This window comes from Eubacteriaceae bacterium Marseille-Q4139, assembly GCA_018223415.1.
In the GTDB taxonomy this organism is placed as follows: domain Bacteria; phylum Bacillota; class Clostridia; order Lachnospirales; family Lachnospiraceae; genus CABSIM01.
On sequence record JAGTTQ010000001.1, the window covers coordinates 2,043,990 to 2,064,180 of the forward strand.

General features: G+C 52.5%; 21 protein-coding genes and 1 riboswitch. Of the genes, 13 read left to right on the forward strand and 8 right to left on the reverse strand.

All coding sequences use genetic code 11. The annotated features are described in order from the left end of the window. Nucleotides 1-168 precede the first annotated feature (168 nt). The 4 genes from KE531_09660 to KE531_09675 all read left to right on the forward strand — a co-directional run bounded on the left by KE531_09660 (nucleotide 169) and on the right by KE531_09675 (nucleotide 3,610). Nucleotides 169-894 carry an Rpn family recombination-promoting nuclease/putative transposase gene (locus KE531_09660; protein MBR9953876.1) on the forward strand — a complete coding sequence of 242 codons (726 nt, stop codon included), beginning with the start codon at nucleotides 169-171 and terminating at the stop codon, nucleotides 892-894. 149 nt (nucleotides 895-1,043) lie between these two features. Continuing rightward, on the forward strand, nucleotides 1,044-1,460 hold the full coding sequence (locus KE531_09665; protein ID MBR9953877.1) for a hypothetical protein: 417 nt from the start codon (nucleotides 1,044-1,046) through the stop codon (nucleotides 1,458-1,460). Between the two features lie 2 nt (nucleotides 1,461-1,462). Further along, entirely contained in the window at nucleotides 1,463-2,434 is a 972-nt protein-coding gene (locus KE531_09670; protein ID MBR9953878.1) for an IS3 family transposase, read from the forward strand. 507 nt (nucleotides 2,435-2,941) lie between these two features. Next, nucleotides 2,942-3,610, forward strand: coding sequence for a MerR family transcriptional regulator (locus KE531_09675; protein ID MBR9953879.1), 669 nt, complete (start codon nucleotides 2,942-2,944; stop codon nucleotides 3,608-3,610). A 13-nt stretch (nucleotides 3,611-3,623) separates the two neighbouring features. Here the strand turns inward: KE531_09675 and KE531_09680 are convergent, their stop codons facing one another. Together KE531_09680 and KE531_09685 are read right to left on the reverse strand one after the other, a co-directional pair. After that, nucleotides 3,624-4,409 (reverse strand): sirohydrochlorin cobaltochelatase, encoded by a 786-nt coding sequence (locus KE531_09680; GenBank protein MBR9953880.1) that lies wholly within the window; start codon nucleotides 4,407-4,409, stop codon nucleotides 3,624-3,626. 88 nt (nucleotides 4,410-4,497) lie between these two features. Then, nucleotides 4,498-4,668, reverse strand: coding sequence for a 4Fe-4S binding protein (locus tag KE531_09685; GenBank protein ID MBR9953881.1), 171 nt, complete (start codon nucleotides 4,666-4,668; stop codon nucleotides 4,498-4,500). A 227-nt stretch (nucleotides 4,669-4,895) separates the two neighbouring features. On the opposite strand from KE531_09685, the gene KE531_09690 reads away from it, so the two are divergent. Beyond that, nucleotides 4,896-5,102, forward strand: a complete 207-nt coding sequence (locus KE531_09690) for a DUF1858 domain-containing protein (protein ID MBR9953882.1) — start codon at nucleotides 4,896-4,898, stop codon at nucleotides 5,100-5,102. A 59-nt stretch (nucleotides 5,103-5,161) separates the two neighbouring features. Here KE531_09690 and KE531_09695 read toward each other — a convergent pair whose 3' ends face one another. Continuing rightward, complete coding sequence (locus KE531_09695; protein ID MBR9953883.1) at nucleotides 5,162-5,902, reverse strand: adaptor protein MecA; 741 nt, start codon at nucleotides 5,900-5,902, stop codon at nucleotides 5,162-5,164. 264 nt (nucleotides 5,903-6,166) lie between these two features. Between KE531_09695 and KE531_09700 the strand changes: the two genes are divergently transcribed. From KE531_09700 to KE531_09725, 6 genes are all read left to right on the forward strand, one after another. Beyond that, complete coding sequence (locus KE531_09700) at nucleotides 6,167-7,576, forward strand: serine/threonine protein kinase (GenBank protein ID MBR9953884.1); 1,410 nt, start codon at nucleotides 6,167-6,169, stop codon at nucleotides 7,574-7,576. Further along, nucleotides 7,474-8,088 (forward strand): hypothetical protein, encoded by a 615-nt coding sequence (locus KE531_09705; protein ID MBR9953885.1) that lies wholly within the window; start codon nucleotides 7,474-7,476, stop codon nucleotides 8,086-8,088. The genes KE531_09700 and KE531_09705 overlap by 103 nt, the downstream gene beginning before the upstream one ends. Before the next feature lie 155 nt (nucleotides 8,089-8,243). Continuing rightward, a complete protein-coding gene (locus tag KE531_09710; GenBank protein MBR9953886.1) occupies nucleotides 8,244-8,444 on the forward strand; it encodes a hypothetical protein in 201 nt (66 codons plus the stop codon). A 417-nt stretch (nucleotides 8,445-8,861) separates the two neighbouring features. Then, complete coding sequence (locus KE531_09715; GenBank protein MBR9953887.1) at nucleotides 8,862-10,529, forward strand: SH3 domain-containing protein; 1,668 nt, start codon at nucleotides 8,862-8,864, stop codon at nucleotides 10,527-10,529. Between the two features lie 118 nt (nucleotides 10,530-10,647). Next, nucleotides 10,648-11,316 carry an N-acetylmuramoyl-L-alanine amidase gene (locus KE531_09720; protein MBR9953888.1) on the forward strand — a complete coding sequence of 223 codons (669 nt, stop codon included), beginning with the start codon at nucleotides 10,648-10,650 and terminating at the stop codon, nucleotides 11,314-11,316. Nucleotides 11,317-11,395: 79 nt separating this feature from the next. Further along, nucleotides 11,396-12,337, forward strand: a complete 942-nt coding sequence (locus KE531_09725; GenBank protein ID MBR9953889.1) for a DMT family transporter — start codon at nucleotides 11,396-11,398, stop codon at nucleotides 12,335-12,337. Nucleotides 12,338-12,370: 33 nt separating this feature from the next. Here the strand turns inward: KE531_09725 and KE531_09730 are convergent, their stop codons facing one another. From KE531_09730 to KE531_09750, 5 genes are all read right to left on the reverse strand, one after another. Then, the gene (locus KE531_09730; GenBank protein MBR9953890.1) at nucleotides 12,371-13,348 is read right to left on the reverse strand and encodes an ATP-binding cassette domain-containing protein; all 978 of its coding nucleotides are present in this window, start codon (nucleotides 13,346-13,348) and stop codon (nucleotides 12,371-12,373) included. A gap of 12 nt (nucleotides 13,349-13,360) precedes the next feature. Further along, complete coding sequence (locus KE531_09735) at nucleotides 13,361-14,350, reverse strand: ABC transporter ATP-binding protein (GenBank protein MBR9953891.1); 990 nt, start codon at nucleotides 14,348-14,350, stop codon at nucleotides 13,361-13,363. Nucleotides 14,351-14,363: 13 nt separating this feature from the next. Then, nucleotides 14,364-15,299, reverse strand: a complete 936-nt coding sequence (locus tag KE531_09740) for an ABC transporter permease (protein ID MBR9953892.1) — start codon at nucleotides 15,297-15,299, stop codon at nucleotides 14,364-14,366. Between the two features lie 4 nt (nucleotides 15,300-15,303). Next, nucleotides 15,304-16,272: an ABC transporter permease gene (locus tag KE531_09745; GenBank protein ID MBR9953893.1), complete on the reverse strand. Its 969-nt coding sequence runs from the start codon at nucleotides 16,270-16,272 to the stop codon at nucleotides 15,304-15,306. A 95-nt stretch (nucleotides 16,273-16,367) separates the two neighbouring features. Next, nucleotides 16,368-17,999 (reverse strand): ABC transporter substrate-binding protein, encoded by a 1,632-nt coding sequence (locus KE531_09750; protein ID MBR9953894.1) that lies wholly within the window; start codon nucleotides 17,997-17,999, stop codon nucleotides 16,368-16,370. Between the two features lie 217 nt (nucleotides 18,000-18,216). Continuing rightward, nucleotides 18,217-18,336: riboswitch (FMN riboswitch) on the forward strand. A gap of 266 nt (nucleotides 18,337-18,602) precedes the next feature. Between KE531_09750 and KE531_09755 the strand changes: the two genes are divergently transcribed. Together KE531_09755 and KE531_09760 are read left to right on the forward strand one after the other, a co-directional pair. Then, the gene (locus KE531_09755; GenBank protein ID MBR9953895.1) at nucleotides 18,603-19,244 is read left to right on the forward strand and encodes an ECF transporter S component; all 642 of its coding nucleotides are present in this window, start codon (nucleotides 18,603-18,605) and stop codon (nucleotides 19,242-19,244) included. A gap of 12 nt (nucleotides 19,245-19,256) precedes the next feature. Further along, the gene (locus KE531_09760; GenBank protein MBR9953896.1) at nucleotides 19,257-20,051 is read left to right on the forward strand and encodes a creatininase family protein; all 795 of its coding nucleotides are present in this window, start codon (nucleotides 19,257-19,259) and stop codon (nucleotides 20,049-20,051) included. The last annotated feature ends 140 nt before the right edge of the window (nucleotides 20,052-20,191 follow it).

Below are 20,191 nucleotides of genomic sequence, written 5' to 3' on the forward strand. Positions count from 1 at the left end.
GGTTTTTCTGCACTTTTGGAGGTTCGTTTTGAGATGCGGGAAATTTGGAAAGGGTTTTTCGGCGCCATGCCTGGGCGTTGTTTTTGGGGAAAGAATTGTATATAATAAGGATAGAGAAGGCCGGGCGCGCCGGAAAGCCATGGATGACGGAAAGGAAGTGTGTCGGATATGGCAGGACGGGTAAATATGGACTGGGACGAGATTGGGATTTCCAACGACTTTCTGTTTGGAAAGCTGATGCAGAATCCGCGGCTTTGCCTGGGGGTACTGAAGCGGGTTCTTCCGGAATTGGATATCGAGCGGATTGAATACCCGGAGCTCCAGAAGGCGATCCGTGAGGATGCGGATGCCAGGAGCGTGCGGCTTGACGTGTATGTGCGGGATGATAAGAAGACGGTTTACAATATTGAGATGCAGGCGGTGGATACGGGGGAGCTGCCGAAGCGGAGCCGGTATTATCAGAGCATGATTGACTTGCAGCTCATTGACAAAAATCAGTCTTACAGGAAATTAAACCAGAGCTATATTATATTTATCTGCTTAAGCGATGTGTTCGGGAAGGGGCGCCACAAATATACCTTCGAGAACAGGTGCAGGGAGGATAATGGGATTGTTCTCGGGGACGCGGCAGTGAAAATCTTTCTGAATGCAGCCGGCAGGAAAATGGATGTGAGCCGGGAACTCAAGGCGTTTTTGGATTATGTGGGCGGAAAGCCCCCGGAAGATGCATTTGTCGCAGAGCTTGAGAGAGCTGTGCGGGAAGCAAAGAGAAATCGGGAATGGAGGCGTGAATATATGACGCTGCTGTTGAGAGATCAGGAAAATATGGAAAAGGGAATGCAGCAAGGGCTGAAACAGGGACGGTTTCAAAGCCTGGAAAGCCTTTTGAAGTAAACTATACCCTATAGAATGGACACAATAAGAAGAAGGGTTCCCTAAAAATGGACACAGGAGGAAGGGATAAAATCCTTAAATGTGGACACTAAAAAGAAGGGACTTCTCTCAGTAGATGTTATATAATAAAAATATCTACTGGAGGGATTATGAAAGAATATACGCGGAAACAAATTAGAGAACTGGAGAAAAATCCATACGTCTTAAAAGTGACGAAACACAAACTGTATTATACAGCTAAGATGAAACAAGATTTTTGGGTAAGCTATCAAGCAGGTAATGCCCCCAGAAAGATACTTGCGGATTTTGGTTTTGATTTAAGCATATTTGGCCAAAAACAAATTGATTCGTTAGTGCAGCATATCAAAAAGCAGGCATTATCCGGAAATGGCTTTACAGAGGGAGAAAACAGGACAAAGCGTATTCCGATGAAAGCAACGAATGAAAACGGACTGGCTACGCCCCAATCAATAGAACGCATGCAAAGTGAGCTATTGTATCTGCGGCAGGAAGTTGACTTTCTAAAAAAAATTATAAAAGCAGACCATTCCAAAAAGAGGAAATGATCATGGAGGCATCAAGGAATAAGTTTGAAATCATCCATGAAACGATAAATAAATCAACGAATAGATTATCTATAACAATGCTCTGTGATATAGCAGGGGTATCCAGGTCTGGATACTATAATTGGGTAAAATCAGAAAGGAGCCGGTTGGAAAAAGAGGAAGAAGACCGAAAGGATTTTGAGATCATACTAAAAGCTTATACACATCGGGGATATGACAAGGGCGCACAGGGAATCTATATGAGACTGCTTCATATGGAGCCGCCGGTTGTCATGAATGTCAAGAAGATCCGACGCCTCATGAAAAAGTACGGGCTTATCTGCAACATAAGAAAAGCGAATCCTTACAGAAGGATGGCAAAGGCGATCAGAACCAATCATGTGGCAGCAGATCTGGTACAGAGGAAGTTTGAATCTTATGGACCAAGAAGCGTGCTGTTGACAGATATCACGTATATTCCGTTTAATGGAAAATTTTGCTATCTATCAACTATCTTAGATGCATTTACAAAACAGATACTGTCTTATGTATTGAGCGAAACACTGGAAGTAGATTTTGTGCTTGAGACAGTAAACTTGATGGTAGAAAAGCACGGAGTTTCCCTGACAACAGAAACAATCATCCATAGTGATCAGGGATGTCATTGTACAAGCTGCAGTTTTATTCAGCTTGTAAAAGATAAAGGTCTGAGACAGTCTATGTCCCGAAGAGGGAATTGCTGGGATAATGCACCCCAGGAAAGTTTCTTTGGCAGGATGAAAGACCATATAAAAGATAAGATAGAAAAATGTACACAGTATCCAGAAGTAAGACGGGTCATAGACGATTGGATGGATTACTATAATAATGAGAGATACCAATGGAAATTAGCGAAACTATCGCCAAATGAATATTACGAATACATAAAGACAGGAATATATCCGCTGAAGGGATACATCCCTTCGGTAAATATAGGTGAAGAAGGAAGAAAGTAAAATGATATAGCCATCTGCTGACAGATAATCAAAATCCCTTCTTCTTAAAATGTCCTTGACAAAGGGTACACTTTAAAGGCCAGCCCGTCTTTAAGTTTAGAAGAAGCAGCAGGCCTTTTGGCGTTTACGGCGGAGGAGCTTTCAGAATATAAGAGGGAAAAGGGCCTTGAGAATCCTTCTGAACCTGCTTAAGAATGATTATTAAGTGCAGACATTTTATGTAACAGTTCAGCCACACATTCATAATTTGACGGAGCCTATTCTATCGGCTAACGAAAAATAGGATTGGCCGTCAAATGATTCATGTCGGGCGTTCGCCCTATATCCACATATGACAAAACTCCGCTCTGTGAGCAAGCTCACACGCGGCATTTTGTCATATGTGTCTGCATGGCTGAACTGTTACTGTCATATTTTTTAATGTCCTTTCATATATTAAAAATAGGTGCGAAGAAAACGGACTTGCCTTTGAGCCATAAGAAATATTATGAAAGGAAGAGGACGACTATGTCAGAAACACACTACCTGATTTCGGACGCCTCGAAAAAGGTTGATGTTGAATCTCATGTTCTCAGGTACTGGGAAGAAGAGCTGGAAATGAACATACCGCGAAACGAGATGGGACACCGGTATTATACGGATTTCCATATCCGTCTTTTTAAACAGATCAAAGACCTGAAGGAAAAAGGATATCAGCTGAAGGCGATCAAAGCGGCGTTAGCCAAATCCCTGGAGACGGACGGGGAAGTGGTGGTGCCGACCGATGTATTGGAGGAGGATGTTGTGGCTGTGCTTAAGGAGTGTACGGAAAAAGAAGCGGCAGAGCTTGAGAAGATGGACGACAAGGAGCTGACCGCCATGATGGCGGAGGAAAAAGCGGAACAGTTCAAACGCCTGATGAGCGAGATGATTGGACAGGCCATCGAGGAAAACAACGAAAAGCTGAGCCAGGATATCAGCAGGATGGTAAACGATAAGGTTTTAAAAGAGCTGGATTATCTGATGCGGGTCGCGGATGAGCGGGACGAGGAGCGGTTCCGCCAGCTCGATGAGACGATCCGGCTTTACCAGAAGGAGAGCAAAGGGCGGGCCGAGGCTGCGGCCTCCAAAGTCCCGTTTTTCCCGCTCCATTTCAACAGAAAGAAAAAGTTCGGGAGAAACGGGAACAAGCTTTAAGTCCGGCGGCCGTTCAGACCGCCTCTGCAATATGCCTTAAAAAAATCCGACGGATGGCAGGATACTCGCCAAGGCCTTTTAAGACGCATTTTACCTCATATCCGGCTGCTGAAAACCGGGAGCGCCAGGAGTCCTGATTTGCTCCGGCCATGTCCTCCAGGACGTGGCTTCCGGAAACGATTAAAAATGGGGCCAGGAGAATGCGCCGCGGCCTGCGGGCGGCCGCAAGAGCAAGAAGCTCCCCGATGTCCGGGCTGGCGTCCACCGTTCCAAGAAAAATATTGGGGTGGCCCAGGTCTTTAAAACGGCGGTTCAGGTCTCCGTAGACAGAATTGGCGCAGTGTGCCGTCCCATGTCCCATGAGGACAAGCATCTCCTCATTGAAGAGGTCATGAAATTCTGACAGAATCGCCTCCAGGACGGCGTCGCCGTCTTCGGCTGATGTGAGGAGCGGCGAGCCGAAGCGAAGAGAGGAAAAGGCGCCGGAAAATTTCATGGCATCGTCCTTCATCCCATCGTTTTGGATCCCGTTTAACATATGGGTCGGCTGGACGATAACATCGCGGATCCCATCCTGCGCCATCTGTTCCATGGCCTCGGGGACGCTGTCGATTTTTACATGGTCGCGCTCGTAAATCAGGGTGCGGATCCTGGGGCTCGTCCAGGCGCGGTAAACCTGAAAATCAGGGTAGGCATCCCGGACAGAGTCTTCGATGGCATCCAGGGTCCGGGCTCTCGTCTCATTTACGCTGGTGCCGAAGCTTACGACGAGGATCGCTTTTTTCTTTTGATATTCCAGGGAAATCAGCCTCCTTGCCTGACATTTTCCTGAATACAGAAAAAACGTGCCGGATGGCACGTTTTTTTCCGTATGTAGCAGTTTAAAATCAGCCCTCGCTGATTGCGCCTGTCGGACAGACACCTGCACATGTTCCGCAGCTGATGCAAGCATCAGCGTCGATGTCGTACTTGCCGTCTCCCTGGGAGATTGCGTTTACCGGACATTCGCCGGCGCAGGAACCGCAGCTTACACAGGTATCGTTAATTACATATGCCATAACATGTACCTCCTTTGAGTTTTAAAACGCTTTTACAGTTTATAATCATATAATAAAAGCATGAAATATTCAAGTGGAATTTTTATCAAAAAGCGTGTAAATCCATATGATTTTCGGCATGGGCAGGGTATTTGCCCGCGAGGGGAAAATGAGGCCTTGCCAAGAGGCAAAAAAAGTATTATACTCTCATGGTAACACAAGACAAAGTCTTTATAAGGAGGACGCCGATGCAGGTTAATAAAGATATGCTGATTGGGGAACTTCTCCAGATCGACATCAACATTGCACAGCTTCTGATGGGAGCCGGCATGCATTGTGTTGGATGCCCGTCTTCTCAGGGCGAGACGCTGGAAGAGGCATGTATGGTACATGGAATCAGCGTGGACAAGCTGGTAGCCGTGATCAACGAGTACCTGGAAAAGAAGGACGCGTAATCGGATCTATAAAGCCGGCAGGCCATATCCCATTTCGGGAAGGTCTGCCGGCTTTTCCGTTACAGTCTGCAAAGCGCCTGGAGAGCGTCTTTTTTTACAATAATCTCATAATGCTCGGCGTAATAGGCCTCGGTGGCCGCGTCATGGCGAACACGCTTTCCGTATTCGGATAAGGTGTTGCAGGTACGGCTGAAGGCGATTTCGTCAGTGCCTTCTTTCCTTAAAACCAGGTAATATTTGCCGCTCGCCGGGTTTTTATAGAGGACATTCCTGCCGGTGTAATTTTTTCCGGTTTCCCCGGCGGCCGCACAGACGGCATCAAGGGAGTCGAAAACATAGACGCGCATGGACTGGAGCGCCTTTTCCCGCGGCCCGGCCGTTTCGTCTGCGGCAGGGGCGGCTGCCTTCTGGCCGGCCTTGGCGGCCGCGTCATCGAGAAGGTTCAACAGGCCGTCGGCTCCCTCCAGGAATTCGCTTGCCAGCGAGGACCAGGGGCTGTCCTCCTCGTCGTCGGAGGGGGAGAACTTGGAAAATCTGGTGTCCAGCTCCTCCGGGTCTTCAATTTTTGTGATAATCAGCATGACGCTTTCGTTTGCGAGAGGAATGGCCTCCACCATTAAGGGGATGTCCTCTGCCTCGAAGCCCACTTCATTGGAGGCTTTCTGTATCATTTCGCGGAACAGGTTTCTCGCTTTTTCGCTTCCATACGCCAGCTCGCTTAAATTGAGGTTCCTGGCATTCAGGTCATAATTGCTCAGGGTACAGCGGATCTGGTTCTCGCTGATACGTTCTATTTTCATAGGCTCACTTCCTGTCTTTTTAAAATGAAATCCGGCTGCCGGAGACCGGCTGTCCCGGATAAGCAAAAAAATATAATTCTACAAATATAATATACTATATCATATTACGGTTTTGCAATGATATGTAAAAAATTTTGTAAAAATTTAAGGAATGTAAGATTTGGCTTGTAAAAGGCGGCGCCATGTATTAAAATAGGGATGAGATTGTATTGCCAAAAAGGAGGTGCGGCTATCGGAGAACACATTCTGTTTGGAAAATACCGTTTGTGCAGAAAACTGGGAAGCGGGCGGTCAGGAACCGTGTATCTGGCGTTCCATCTGGAGCTGGAGGAATACAGGGCCATCAAGGTGGTGCCCAAAGCGGTTTCCGGCTACGAAACTTTCCGAAAAGAGGCCCTGTTTCTAAAGGAACTCCGGCATCCCGGAATTCCAATCGTGTACGACGTCGAAGAGGACGAAGACAACAGTTATCTGATTGAAGAATATCTTGAAGGCGAATCTTTATACGCCCTGGTGAAGCGCCTGGGCGGCCTGTCAGTGAAAATGGCAGTGGATTTCTCGATCCAGCTCTGCCGTCTCATTCAGTTCATGTATTCAGCAAATAACCCCATCCTGCATCTTGACCTGCAGCCGAAGAATCTTTTTGTGTGCGGAAAAACCGTGAGGCTTACGGATTTCGACCATGCATGCCATGCTTCGGACGCGGGCACCTTTGGGAGACGTTATGGGACGATTGGTTTCGCGGCGCCGGAACAGTACGAAGGCGGCCCGTTGGACGGACGTACCGATATCTATGCGGTCGGAGCCCTTCTTTACTATATGTGTATGGGGCAGCCGCCGGGAAAGGAGCCGGACCTTGCGAAGCTTCCTTCGTCACGGGGCTTGAGGCGCGTTGTCTGCGGCTGTATGGCTGCCGGCAAAGAAATGCGCTATCCGTCTGCACAGGCGCTTTTAGAGGCGCTTTTGGAGCTTCAGGCAGAGGTGTCAGAGGATGCAGTTCAGTCTCAAATCATTGCGGTTGCCGGTGTGAAGCGTGGAATCGGTACCACCCACACGGCAGTCGGTCTGTCAGATTTCTTGACCCGAAACGGGTATCCGGCTCTGTATCAGGAATCCCATGAATCGGATGCGGCCAGGAACTTTGCGAAAAACAGGAACGCAAAGCCTGATAAAAACGGCATCATCCGCACGGGAAACGTGTACATCCGCCCATCTTATGGAAAATCAGTTCAAATGTCATATCCATATTTTCCGGTGATCGTAAAAGACTTCGGCACGGCATGGAAAGAGGCCGGCAGGGAACTGTCCGGCGGCGGTCTTTTCCTGTTGGTATGCGGCGGAAAATGGTGGGAAATTGACGGCACCGTCCATGCGGCCAGGGAGCTTTCTTCCTTTTGCAGGCCCATCCTGCTGTTTAATCATATGGACGCGGGCTTTCGTCTCTCCCTCCCGGAGGATATCGGCTTTCTGCCGGTTTATTATCTTCCGTTCTTTCCGAACCCCATAGCAGCAGGCCGTGCGGATGCCTGTTTTCGGGAGATTCTGACCTTGGAAACGGGAGATGGGAATACATGGGAAAGGTTAAAGCGCGTCCGGAAAAGGCGGGGGCGGTTCCGCGGATTTTTGGAATCGCCGGCGTCGGGGAAGGCGTCGGGGCCACGCATTTTTCCGTGATGTTCGTGAATTATCTGGCCGGTTACAGGAGAAGGCGGGCCGCTCTCTTAGAGTGGAACGGATCCGGAGACCTGGAGCAGATGGAGCGCGTATGCACGGGAATGAGCAGAGACAGAAAACCGTTTCGTGTCCTGGAGGCAGATTATTTTAAGAAAGCCGGGTCAGGTGAGCTTTCAGCGGCACTGGCAGGGGATTATGAGGATATCCTGATCGACTTCGGAAATGCGGAGAAGACGGAATGGGCAGAATTCCTGCGGTGCGAAAGGCAGTTTCTTGTGGGCTCCTTCAGCGAGTGGCAGCAGGAGAGGTTCCGGGAATTTGAGAGGAAGAAGGCGGCGGAAGGAAAGAAGAGCTGGACAAGCCTTGCTGTTTTCGGCAGTGAGGAGACCAGAAGAGAATTTAAGCGCCGGTACCGTCTGGAGGCCTTGCGGATTCCGTTTTCAGCGGATGCCTTTGCGGTCACATGGGAGAGCCGGGATTTTTTCGACCGCCTGACGGGAGACTGCATGTAAGCTGTGAAAGGAACGGAAGAAAACAGTCCGGCGGGGCCGTGTCACGAAATCTCCTTGTGGCGGCTTTGCCGGCAGAAGGAGGGAGCCGTATGAGAAAGAGAAATTACGGCGTAAGGCGTCCCATCCTTACGGAGCCGGAGATCAGCAAAGAGGATATGGAGCGGTATATCGAAGGCTTAAAACGGTTCAGTGAGAAAGGGATCCCCATCTATGTCGACGGGAGACTGTCCGGGCCCAGGGAATGGGAGCGGCTGTTCCGCGTTCGGGAAGACGGGATGTTTTACATGGGCGACTATGTCCAGGCTGAGTCAGGCGGACTCAAGGAAATTCGCTTTGACAAGGTGTACAATAAATAAGAAATGGGCGGGAATGCTTCGGAACCCCTGTTTTGCCGACAGAATTTCTTAAGCATTGGGCGGGAAATGTTACAAAAAATTAACACACATTGTCTGAGGGACGTGATATAATAACCGCAAAGCGGTTATTATATCTGCGCATACCAGTTTCCGCGTTCATCGCGGAAAGCCGGGCGCTAAAATCCGCCGGAGGCTTATGGCCGCGCAGCGGACATGGTATAATGTTCATAACGTGAACATTATACCTGCGCATACCGGTTTCTGCGTTCACCGCAGAAAGCCGGGCGCTAAGTTCCGCCGGAGGCTCATGGCCGCGCAGCGGACATGATATAATGTTCGCATACAATACGGCGCATGCCGTTTTTTCTGCACATGGCGGAAAATGGCGGCATGATCCATGATCGGGAGACCACGCGAATGAAAAAAATAATTCCTGTTTTTATCGCCCTCGGGCTGATTCTGGTGATTCTTCTGGGAGTTTTTGGCTTCCAGGTACTGAAAAAATACATACCGTCAAACGATCCGTCGGATTTGAATGCTTATTACGGCGTTTCCGGGGATGAGACGGCTGTGCTCTATGAGGATGGGCTCCAGGAGGTAAAAGGCATCTGGAGGAACGGCCAGACGTACCTGCCGCTCACCTGGGTCAATGAAAAGCTGAATAAGAGATTTTACTGGGACAGTACGGAAAGCCTTCTTGTCTATGCGCTGCCGGATCAGATTGTGTATGCGGATGCCAATACCATGGGCTCCACCGGGAATCCCCTGCTTTTAGAAGAAGAGGGGGAGGTTTATCTGGCCCTCGGCCTGATTGCAAACTATACGAATGTGCAGATTTCGTCCTATGATTCCGGAGATGTGAAGCGCGTCTTCCTCAACGAATGGGGGACGAGGCAGGTGGCCCAGGTGAAGAAAAACGGGAAAGTCCGGGAGCAGGGCGGAATCAAGAGCCCCGTCGTAACCGAGGCCGCCAAGGGGACGGAGGTCACGGTTTTAGAGGCCATGGAAGAGTGGTCGCGGGTGGAAACGCCGGACGGCCATGTGGGCTATATTCAGAATAAAGTCCTGGAGCCGGCGGAAAGCCGGGAGTTTTCCGGGAATTTTGCGGAACCGGTCTATGAGGGCACCAGCCTTCCGGAGAAGGTGACGCTTGTCTGGCACCAGGTCACAACCATGGAGGCCAACAATGGGCTGGAAAGCCTCATTGAAAATACGAAGGGAGTCAACGTCGTTTCCCCAACCTGGTTTGCCCTTTTGGACAACGAGGGAAATTACCGCTCTCTTGCCAGCCGGTCTTACGTGGACAAGGCTCATGAAATGGGGCTTCAGGTTTGGGCGCTTCTCGACAACTTCAGCGACGACGTCAATTCGGAGATTCTCCTGGCGTCCACCACAAAGCGGCGGAAGCTGATCAACAGCCTGATGGACGATGTGGAACAATATGATCTGGACGGCCTGAACATGGATTTTGAGGGACTTAAGCCGGAGGCTGGCGTCCACTATGTCCAGTTTTTGCGGGAGCTTTCCATCGCCTGCCGGGAAAAGGGGATTGTGCTGTCCGTGGACAACTATGTGCCGGCCAGCTACAATGATTTTTATGACAGGGAAGAACAGGGGATCGTCGCAGATTACGTGATTATCATGGGCTACGACGAGCACTACGCCGGCGGGGAAGCCGGTTCTGTGGCATCTCTGGACTATGTGCGCGGCGGCATTGAGCGGACGCTTAACGATGTGCCGAAGGAGAAGGTCATCAACGCCGTGCCATTTTACACGAGGCTCTGGACGGAGACGGAATCCGGCTGGAAATCCACGGCCCTCGGCATCGCAAAGGCGAAGGAATGGATTGAAGAGAACCAGGTGGAGCTCTACTGGCAGGAAGAACTGGGACAGTATTACGGCGAGTTCCAGAGCGATGAGGGCATGCAGTTTATCTGGATGGAAGAAGAAGACTCCCTGGAAAAGAAAATGGAGCTGATCCGCCAGTATGACCTGGCCGGGGTGGCCTGCTGGAAGCTGGGGCTTGAGGACGAGGCCGCCTGGGATTCGATCCGGTGGGAAGAGACAGGAACAGAAAACGAGTAAGTATGGGGCCGCAGGCGGAAATCTGCGGCTCCTGTTCTTTTTTCTGCCGCGGCGCGATATATTTTTACAAACACAGTCCGAGGTGGAAGACGTGAAGAAGATGGTGCTGGAGCCATTCATGGGCCTGCTTCTCATTGCCATGGTTTTCCTTGCCGTGCAGTATGGGGGTGTCGAAGTCCTTTCCGGGGAGGCGGCAGGCATGACGGAGCGGCCGACGGTTGTGATTGACGCCGGGCACGGCGGGAGCGATCCGGGGAAGGTCGGCGTGGACGGGAGCCTGGAAAAGGACATCAATCTGGAGATTGCCCTGCGCCTTAAGAAATATCTGGAGCAGTCGGATGTGCGCGTGATTATGACACGGGAGGAGGACGCGGCGCTTTCGGACGCCGGAGCGCAGAAAAAGAAGATGTCCGATATGCAGAACAGGTGTGCCATCGCCAATGAGAGCGGCGCAGACCTGGCGGTCAGCATCCATCAGAACAGCTACCACGAGGAGGAGGTCTGCGGCGGCCAGGTCTTTTATTATCAGGATTCTCCGAAGGGGAAAGAGCTGGCAGAAATCCTTCAGGAACGGTTTGACTATGTGCTTGGGGAGGCGAACCGCCGGCTGGCGAAGCCCAACGGGAATTATTATCTGCTGCTCCATGTGAGGTGCCCGATTGTAATCGTGGAGTGCGGCTTTTTAAGCAACTGGAAGGAGGCCTCGCTTTTAAACCAGGCGGAATACCAGGATCGCCTGGCCTGGACGATCCATATGGGGATCATGGAGTATCTGAACCGGAGCTGAGAAATAAGGAATTCCAATTCGGGCCGAGATGTGATAGAATGGGAGCAGACGAAACAGCATTTGACAGGAGACAAAACCAATGAAAAAGTACATCCCTCTGCTTGCCAACCTTCTCGCACAGTTCCTTTTCGGCATGGCTTATTTTTTTATCAAAATGGGCATGGCCGTTGTCGATCAGGATACGGTTAAATTCCTTTCCTTCCGCTTCACCCTGGGCTTTCTCGTCATGACGGGAATCCTGCTTCTTGGAATCAAGAAGGTCAACTATAAAAAAGGCTTTGTGGGCCTGATTTTCCTCTGCGGCCTGTTTAACCCGGCCATCAGCCAGATTTTAGAGACGACGTCCACGTCCTACGCGCCCACGTCGCAGATTGCCATGTACAACAGCATGCTGCCCATTGTGATGCTGGTGTTTTCTGCCCTGATCAATAAAGAATACCCGACGAGGCGCCAGCTTATGTTCGTGCTGGTCTGCGTGGCCGGCGTGTTCGTGGCGAATCTTGTGGATCCCGGCAGCACCGGCATGACGGCCATCGGCCTGGCACTGATCGTCGGCACCAACATGGCGGTGGCAGTCAACCGCGTCCTGGTGCGCCGTGCATCGGCCATTTTTACGTCCTTTGAAATCATCTACATTACGACCGGCATGGGCGCGCTGCTGTTCAACGTCATCTCCGTCGGAAAGAGTGCGGCGGCCGGAAGCCTGGGAAGCTATTTCGACGGGCTTCTCTGCCCGGAATTCGGCATTTCCGTCCTCTACATGGGGATTGCCTCCTGCGTCGTGGCCTTCCTCTGCATGACCTACGCATCGGCGAACCTGCCATTTGCGGTTTACGCCTCCACCTGCACCATGAGCACGGTGGTTGCCATTGTGTCCGGCGTGTTCCTGCTCCATGAGGTGTTCCGCCCGGTTCAGGCGGCCGGCACAGCCATCATCCTGGCGGGAATCGTCGGAATCAGCATGTCCTACGACAAAAAAGATGGAGAGGCAAATAAATTCCATTTAAAAGAGAGCAGGTAGGGGAGGAGTTCCCCTGCGCGAAAGAAAGACGGGTCACAGAGACCCGTCTTTTTCAACCTTATGGCAGGCGACGTAATGATCCGGCTCCACCTCGCGGAGTGCCGGCCGTTCCCTGCGGCAGATATCTTCGGCGTACATGCAGCGGCTGCAAAACCGGCAGCCGGCCGGCGGATCCAAAGGATTCGGCGTTTCGCCTTTCAGGCGGATCCTGCGGTCGGTTTCTTCAAGATCGGGATCCGGGATGGGGATCGCCGATAAGAGCGCCTGGGTGTACGGGTGCAGCGGCTTTGCATAGAGGGCGGCGGAGGTGGTGATCTCCGCGATGGTGCCCAGGTACATGACGCAGACCCGGTCGGAAATATGCTTTACCATGGAAAGATCGTGGGCGATAAAGAGGTAGGTGAGCCCCTTTTCTTTCTGGAGACGGATCAGCAGGTTCACAATCTGCGCCTGGATGGACACGTCCAGGGCGGAGATGGGCTCGTCACAGACGATGAGCTCCGGCTCCACCGCCAGGGCGCGGGCGATGCCGATCCGCTGTCTCTGGCCGCCGGAAAACTCGTGGACATACCGCGTCGCGTGCTCGGCGTTGAGCCCGACGGTCTCTAAAAGCTCCCGGACTTTTTTCTCCTGGCTGGCCTTATCCGGGCAGAGCTTGTGGGCACGAAGCCCCTCTGCGATGATTTCACCGACCTTCATTTTCGGATCCAGGGAAGAATAGGGATCCTGGAAAATAATCTGCACTTCCTTTGTGAAGTCTTTCTTCTCTTTTCCTTTCAGGGCATGGATGTCTTTTCCTTTATAAAGGACTTCCCCGTCGGTGCGCTCATAAATCCCGATGCAGGTGCGCCCGCATGTGGTTTTCCCGCAGCCGGATTCGCCCACCAGGCCAAGGGTCTCGCCTTTGCGGATGAAAAAGGACACATCGTCCACGGCCCTGAGAAGCTTCCTTCCCGTCTTAAAATATTTTTTCAGATGCCTGGCTTCCAGAATGATTTCATTTTGCTTCATCTTTGCGGCCTCCTATTCTTTTGCGTCAGGAGAATAATAGAGCCAGCAGGAGGCCGTATGATTCTCCTCGAATTCAAACAGAGGCGGCGTAAGCCTCCGGCAGATGTTCATGCAGTGTCTGCACCGCGGTGCAAAAGCACAGCCGGCGGGCGGCGCCAGCATGTTCGGCGTGCTTCCCTCGATGGATTCCAGCTCCTGTTCTTCGTCAATGTCAAGGCGCGGCACGGCGCGCAGCAGGGCGCTGGTGTAGGGGTGCTTCGGGCGGTAAAAGATGTCGCGGCTGCTCCCTGTCTCCACGATGGTTCCGGCGTACATGACGACGATCCGTTTGGAAACGCTGGCGACGATGCCCAGGTCATGAGTGATGAGAATTAACGCCATGCCGGTCTCCTTCTGGAGCTTCTTTAAAAGATCCAGAATATCGGCCTGGATTGTCACATCGAGAGCCGTGGTGGGCTCGTCGGCAATCAGAAGCTTCGGGCTGCATGCCAACGCGATGGCGATCATGGCCCGCTGGCGCATGCCGCCGGAAAACTCGTGGGGATACTGGCGAAGCCGCCTCTCGGGATTCGGGATTCCAACGAGGCCAAGAAGCCGTCCGGCCTCTTCGTAGGCCGCCTGTTTTCCGCCTCCGCCGTGGATCATGATTTTTTCGGCGATCTGGCGGCCGATGGTAAGCGTCGGGTTCAAAGCGGCCAGCGCGTCCTGGAAGACGATGGAACAGCCGCTTCCGCGGTAGCTTTCCCATTCCTTTTTGCTCATTTCCAGCAGGTTTCTCCCCTCAAAGAGGATTTCACTGCCGGCCTTGATTTCGCCCGGCGGCGTCTGAATCAACCCCATGATGGAGCGGGCGGTGACGGATTTTCCGCAGCCGGATTCCCCGACGATGGCGACGGACTCTCCGGCGTCCACGTAAAAGTTCACCCCGCGGACAGACTGCACCTCACCGGCATAGCTGTGGTAGGAGACCTTTAAGTCGCGTACCTCCAATAAATGTTTCATTTCCGTTCACCTCCTATTTGCTGAGGCGGGGATCCAGCGCATGCTGGAGAATATCGCCCAGAATATTCAGACATAAAACCGTAAGCAGGATGAAAACGCCCGGGATCACGGCAAGCAGCGGGTCATACAGGATATACTGCTGTGCGTTCTGGAGCATGGAGCCCCAGGAGGCCTTCGGAAGCGCCACGCCGTACCCGAGAAAGCTTAAGGACGACTCATCCAGGATGGCACCGGCGACGCTTAAGGAGGCCGCCACGATGATGTGGGTCGTCATGTTTGGGATGATGTGGCGGAGAATGATCTCCGGATGGCTGACTCCGAGCGTCTTCGCAGCAATGACAAAATCCCTCTCCTTTAAGGTCAGGGTCTGGGCGCGGACAATCCGCGCGACGCCGGTCCAGGAAAACAGGGCCAGCATGATGACGAGCGTCACCATGTTGTTGGGGACAAAGGAGAAGAATACAATAATTAAAAGCAGGCTCGGGACGGACTGGAACATGTCCACGATCCGCATCAGTACCGCATCCAGCGTTCCTCCCACATAGCCGCTGACGGAGCCGATGGCCGTGCCGATGAGGACGGATACGATCATGGCGGAGACGCCGACGGTGAGGGAGACCCTGCCGCCGTAGAGAGCACGGGTGAAAGAGTCGCGGCCAAGCTCATCGGTGCCAAACCAGTGTTTAGCGCTGGGCGGCGCCATTTTGTTCATGACGTCCATGTAATCCGGATCGTAAGGCGAGAGGAACGCAAACATGGACGAGAGGACGATCACGATTAAGAGGACGAGGCAGACCATCGCAAGCCGGTTGGATTTTAACGCAGAGCGGATATGGGAAAAGAGGCTGCGCTCGTAGCTGGCGCCGGCCGCCTCGCCTTCCTTTTCGGCCTTCATGAAGTCCTCTGCCCGCAGAGCCGCTTTGTTTAAGGGGGATATCAGTTTTGCCATTTGCTTACTCCTTTCCAAGCTTGATCCGCGGATCCGCAAAGCCGTAGAGAATGTCCGCCAGGAAGTTGCCGAGCAAAAGCATGGTACAGGAGAACATGGTGATTCCCATGACCATCGGGTAGTCCCGGTTGTTGATGGAGCTCATGCCAAGGGTTCCAAGTCCCGGCCAGTTGAACACGGATTCCACGATGAACGAACCGGTCACGAGGCTTCCGAGGCGGGAGCCGACGGTGGTGATGACCGGGAGCAGGCAGTTTTTAAGCACCTGCCCAAACAGGATCATGCGCCCGGAAAGGCCCTTGGAGACGGCAGTCATGACATACTCCTCCTCCAGCTGCACGATGGTGTTGGAGCGGATATAGCGGACAAACACGGCCATGTTGTTCATGCTGAGAACGATGGCCGGCAGGATGCCGTGGCGGATTACGTCGATGGTGCTTGTGACGCCGATGGTACGCATGCCGGAGCTGGGAAGCAGCTTAAGCTTCATGGAAAATATGATAATCAGCATAATCCCGAGCCAGAAGGCCGGGATGGAGACACCGACGTAGGTGACGGCGCTTATGAGATTGTCGGCCAGGCCGTTCTTTTTGGCTCCGGCAGCCAGCCCCAGGGGGATGGAGATGAGCAGGGACAAAAGAAGAGATGTCCCCATAAGCCCCACGGTGGCGGGTAGTCTCTTTGCGATTTCATTTAAGACGGGCTCCTTCGTCTGTACGGAGATGCCCCAGTTTCCCTGAAGCATTTTTTCTGCCCAGCGGACATACTGTTCCGTGGCCGTCCCGTTTAAGCCGAGGGATTCGCGCATGCGGTCCAGCTCCTCGTCGGTCATTTTGTGTCCGGTGGCTCCCGGTGTCATGTAGATGTATAAGGGGTCGCCGGGTGCAAAGTAAATGATGGAGAAGGAGAAGACAGAGACCAGGAACCAGACGAGGATCGCCTGAAGAAGCCGTTTCAGAACAAACTGTTTCATTGGTTTTTGTTCCTTTCTGTGCGGAATTTGTAAGCACGCGCAGACCTGAAAATGCCGCCCCTTAGGCAGAAGGCGGCATTTTGCAGTCTGTGGGATTATTCCATGGTGAGTTTGGTATAGTCCTCAAAGATCGGTGTTCTCTTGATGGTGTCGGTTCCCTTGATGTTGGAGGTAGTCACGAACACGTAGTTGGGGTAAGCGATGGGGTAGCAGGTCAGCTCGTCTCTCGTCATTTCCTGAATCTCTTTGTAGAGAGCGGCGCGCTCCTCATCGGTAAATACGGAACGGGCATCGGACCATTTGGCAGCCAGCTCGTCGGAAATTGCCAGGTTCACGCCCCAGATTCCGTTGTACATGCCGTAGATGACATTGTCCGGATCGCCGTTGGCGCCGTAGCCGTTTAAGTAGAACTCGTAGTCGCTGTCGGTTCCGAATACCTTCTCGAAGAAGCCTGCGGACTCAAGCGGGATCACGTCTAAGGTGATGCCGACGTTCTTAAGCTGCTGCTGGATGATCTGGGCCGTTTCCTTCATGTAAACACGCTCGGAGTTGAAGTAGAGCGTCATGGTTTTGCCCTCTAAGCCGGCTTCGGCAACAAGAGCCTTTGCCTTTTCCACATCCTGCTTGTAGCCTTCGATGGTGCTGTCATAGTAGTTGGTGGCGTTGGAGAGGATGGTGTTTGCCGGAACTGCCATGCCCTCGCCGTAAGCGCCGGCGATGATTTCCTCCTGGTTTAAAGCTGCGAAGACAGCCTCAACCACGCGGGGATCCTCAAAGGTGGGGCAGAATTTGTTGACGGCCATGTAGTTTACGCGGCCTTCCGGGTACTGTACCACGGTGTAGTTGGGATCGCTGGAGTATTTTGCAACAGCCTGGGAATTGGCAAGCTCCAGGAAATTCACTTCGCCGTTTGCAAGGGCAACTTCCTGAGCGGCCATATCGGAGATGATCCGGAATGTAACCGTGTCGATGGAAGGAGCGCCCATGTAGTAGTCTTCATATTTTTCTACCACAAGGTACTGATCCTGTACAAACTCGGAGAGCTTGTAGGGGCCGGAGCCGATGCCTAAAAGGTTGGCCTGGGAACCGGTGATGCTTGTATTGCCCTCAAAAACATGCTCAGGAATCAGGGTCAGCGTTCCGAGAAGCTCTGCGTAGGAAGCAGACGGCGCCGGAAGCGTGATGGTGACAGTCAAATCGTCGGTTTTCTCATAGGAAACCGGCTCCTCGCCTACAAGGACGATGTTGGTGCCGGCCGCGCCATTGTTGGTGTCGGAGCAGACATCTAACGTGAAGATCATGTCGTCTGCCGTGATGGCCTCGCCGTCATGCCAGGTCAGGCCGTCCTTTAATTTTAAGGTATAGACGGTTCCGTCCTCGGAAATGTCGTAGGACTCTGCAAGATAGTAGCGTGTCTCGTTTACGTCCTTTACATAGAGCGGATCGTAAAGGGGATTTAACATGATGACGCCTTCCTTCATGCCCTCCAAAAGCGGGTTTAAGTTGGCGACGCAGCTTGCACTGGGGATTGTCAGGTTTGTGGCTTCTGCCGGGGCTGCTGCGGTTGTTTCAGCTGCTGCTGTGGTTTCGTCTGATGCCGCGGCGGTCGTGCCTGTTTCCGTTGTCTCAGCGGCAGCCGTGGTTTGTTCCTGGCTTCCGGAGCCGCAGCCCGCAAGAAGGGATGCGCTTAAGGATGCAGCCAGAAGGACTGTGAAAAATTTTCTCATTTGGTTTATACCTCCCAAGATCTGACAGATCTGATGTTTGATTTTCCGGCGGCTGTTTGCCGCCGGCGCAACATAACCTATTGTAATGGCCCCTATTCCATAAGTCCAATCGAAAAAAACATTTTTTTGGCGGATGAAATAGATTCTTTCGATATCACTTTCGAGAAAACACTTGATTTGGCAGTCTGGTTGTGCTAGGATAGAACGGTAAAATAAATAAGTTCTTCGGGGCAGGGTGAAATTCCCTACCGGCGGTGACAGTCCGCGACCTGCTTATGGCAGCTGATTTGGTGAAATTCCAAAACCGACAGTATAGTCTGGATGAGAGAAGAAATTGTGCGGCATTTGTGTATAGGCCCCGGACTTTTTGTATTGTCCGGGATTTTTTTATTTCATAGGAAATTGCGTCCTATGAAATAAAAACGCTCCGCGAGGATGCGCACTTCGCGCAGAGGAATATGGCTGCTGGCGCAGCCGCACTCCGGCGCGAGTGTGCGCCGCAGCGCACACTTTTTATGCCCACAATTCCTCTGTACGTGATTTCCGGCATGTGCCGGGAGACGGCCAGGAAGAAGGACGAAACAGTACAAGGAGGAAACCAAAATGAAACCTGAAAAGATGTTGAATGTGAAGAACGTGGTGCTGATCGGCATGTTCGGGGCCCTGGCGGCCGTGCTGGAGGCGTTCCAGCTTGCCGTGCCCTTTGCGCCGCCGTTCTACAAGCTGGACTTTGCGGAGACCCCGATTTTAATCGGCGCTTTTGCGCTGGGCCCGGTGCCTGCGGTTCTGATGGAGCTTGTGAAGAACCTGATTAAGGTTTTAACCCAGGGCTCGACGACTATGTACGTCGGCGATCTGGCAAACTTTATCGGAAGCGTAATGTTCATCCTGCCGGCTTCCATTCTCTACCAGAGAAAGAAGACCAGGAAGACGGCCATGATCGGGCTCGTTGTATCGGTTCTGGCAGCCGTTGCCGGCGCTGTCGTCATCAACTGCTTTGTGACACTGCCGCTGTATGCAAACCTGGCCTTCGGCGGAATCGAGAACATCATCGCCATGGGCACGAAGGTCAATCCGGCCATCACAGATATTTATACATTCGCAATTTTTGCAATTATTCCGTTTAACCTGTTAAAATGCGGACTGAATGCCGGCGTGACGGCGCTTCTCTATAAGAGAGTCAGCGTCATCCTGCGGACAGGAAACACGGTTCCGGCGCCGCGGACCTCCGTGGAGAAAGGCTAAAGGCAGTCGCATATGGTACGCTATTACAGAGAACTGACACGGCTTGAGATGGAGCAGGTCGACAAAGAGGAGACAGTGGTGATGATCCCTGTCGGCGCGCTGGAACAGCACGGGAACCAGTGCCCGCTTGGAACGGACGAGATCATTTCCGAGGCGACGGCCAGACGGATCAAGGAAGCCCTCGATAAGGAAATCCCGGACTATCCGATGTTGATTTTCCCGGCGCTTCCGGTGGGACTCAGCACAGAGCATGTAAATTTCTGCGGCTCCATCACCTTAAAGCCGGATACGTTTTATCACATGCTCTATGATATCTGCAAGGGGCTGGTTCACCACGGCTTCAAAAAGATTGCCATGTTAAACTGCCACGGCGGCAATTCGCCGATTATCCAGGTTCTCAGCAGAGAGCTGAGGAGCGAGCTTGGAATCGCCGTTTTCATTATCAACTGCGGCGCATTCTTTGGAAATCCGGCCGTCAAGGCGACGGTTTCCGAGGGCAATGTCTGGGATTTCCACGGCGGCGAGATGGAGACGGCCATGGTGATGGCGGAGCGGCCGGAGCTTGTGAAGCTTGAGACCTCCGAGGCCGGGATCCCGAAGAAATTCATGGGGAACAAGACGTTCACGGTCTATGGCCCAATTACCATCGGCTGGGTTTCCGAGGAGTGGGTGACAGAGGACGGAAAGCCCATCGGCATCGGCGGCGACCCGAAGGGGGCCACGGCTGAAAAGGGGAACCAGATCTACGACAGCTTTGTGGAGTCCATCGTCGCGGGGCTTAAGGAAATCCGGGAGTGGAAGGACTGATGCGGAAGCTGGGCTGAAAACGGGACAGGCAGGCGCGTAAAGCGGGCAGGCCGGTTTTGTAAAGCGAAAGTTTCGGCAGAGGACTTGCGGCGGCCGGACGGTTGTGCTAAACTAAATGACAGCAAGCTGATATGAGCACC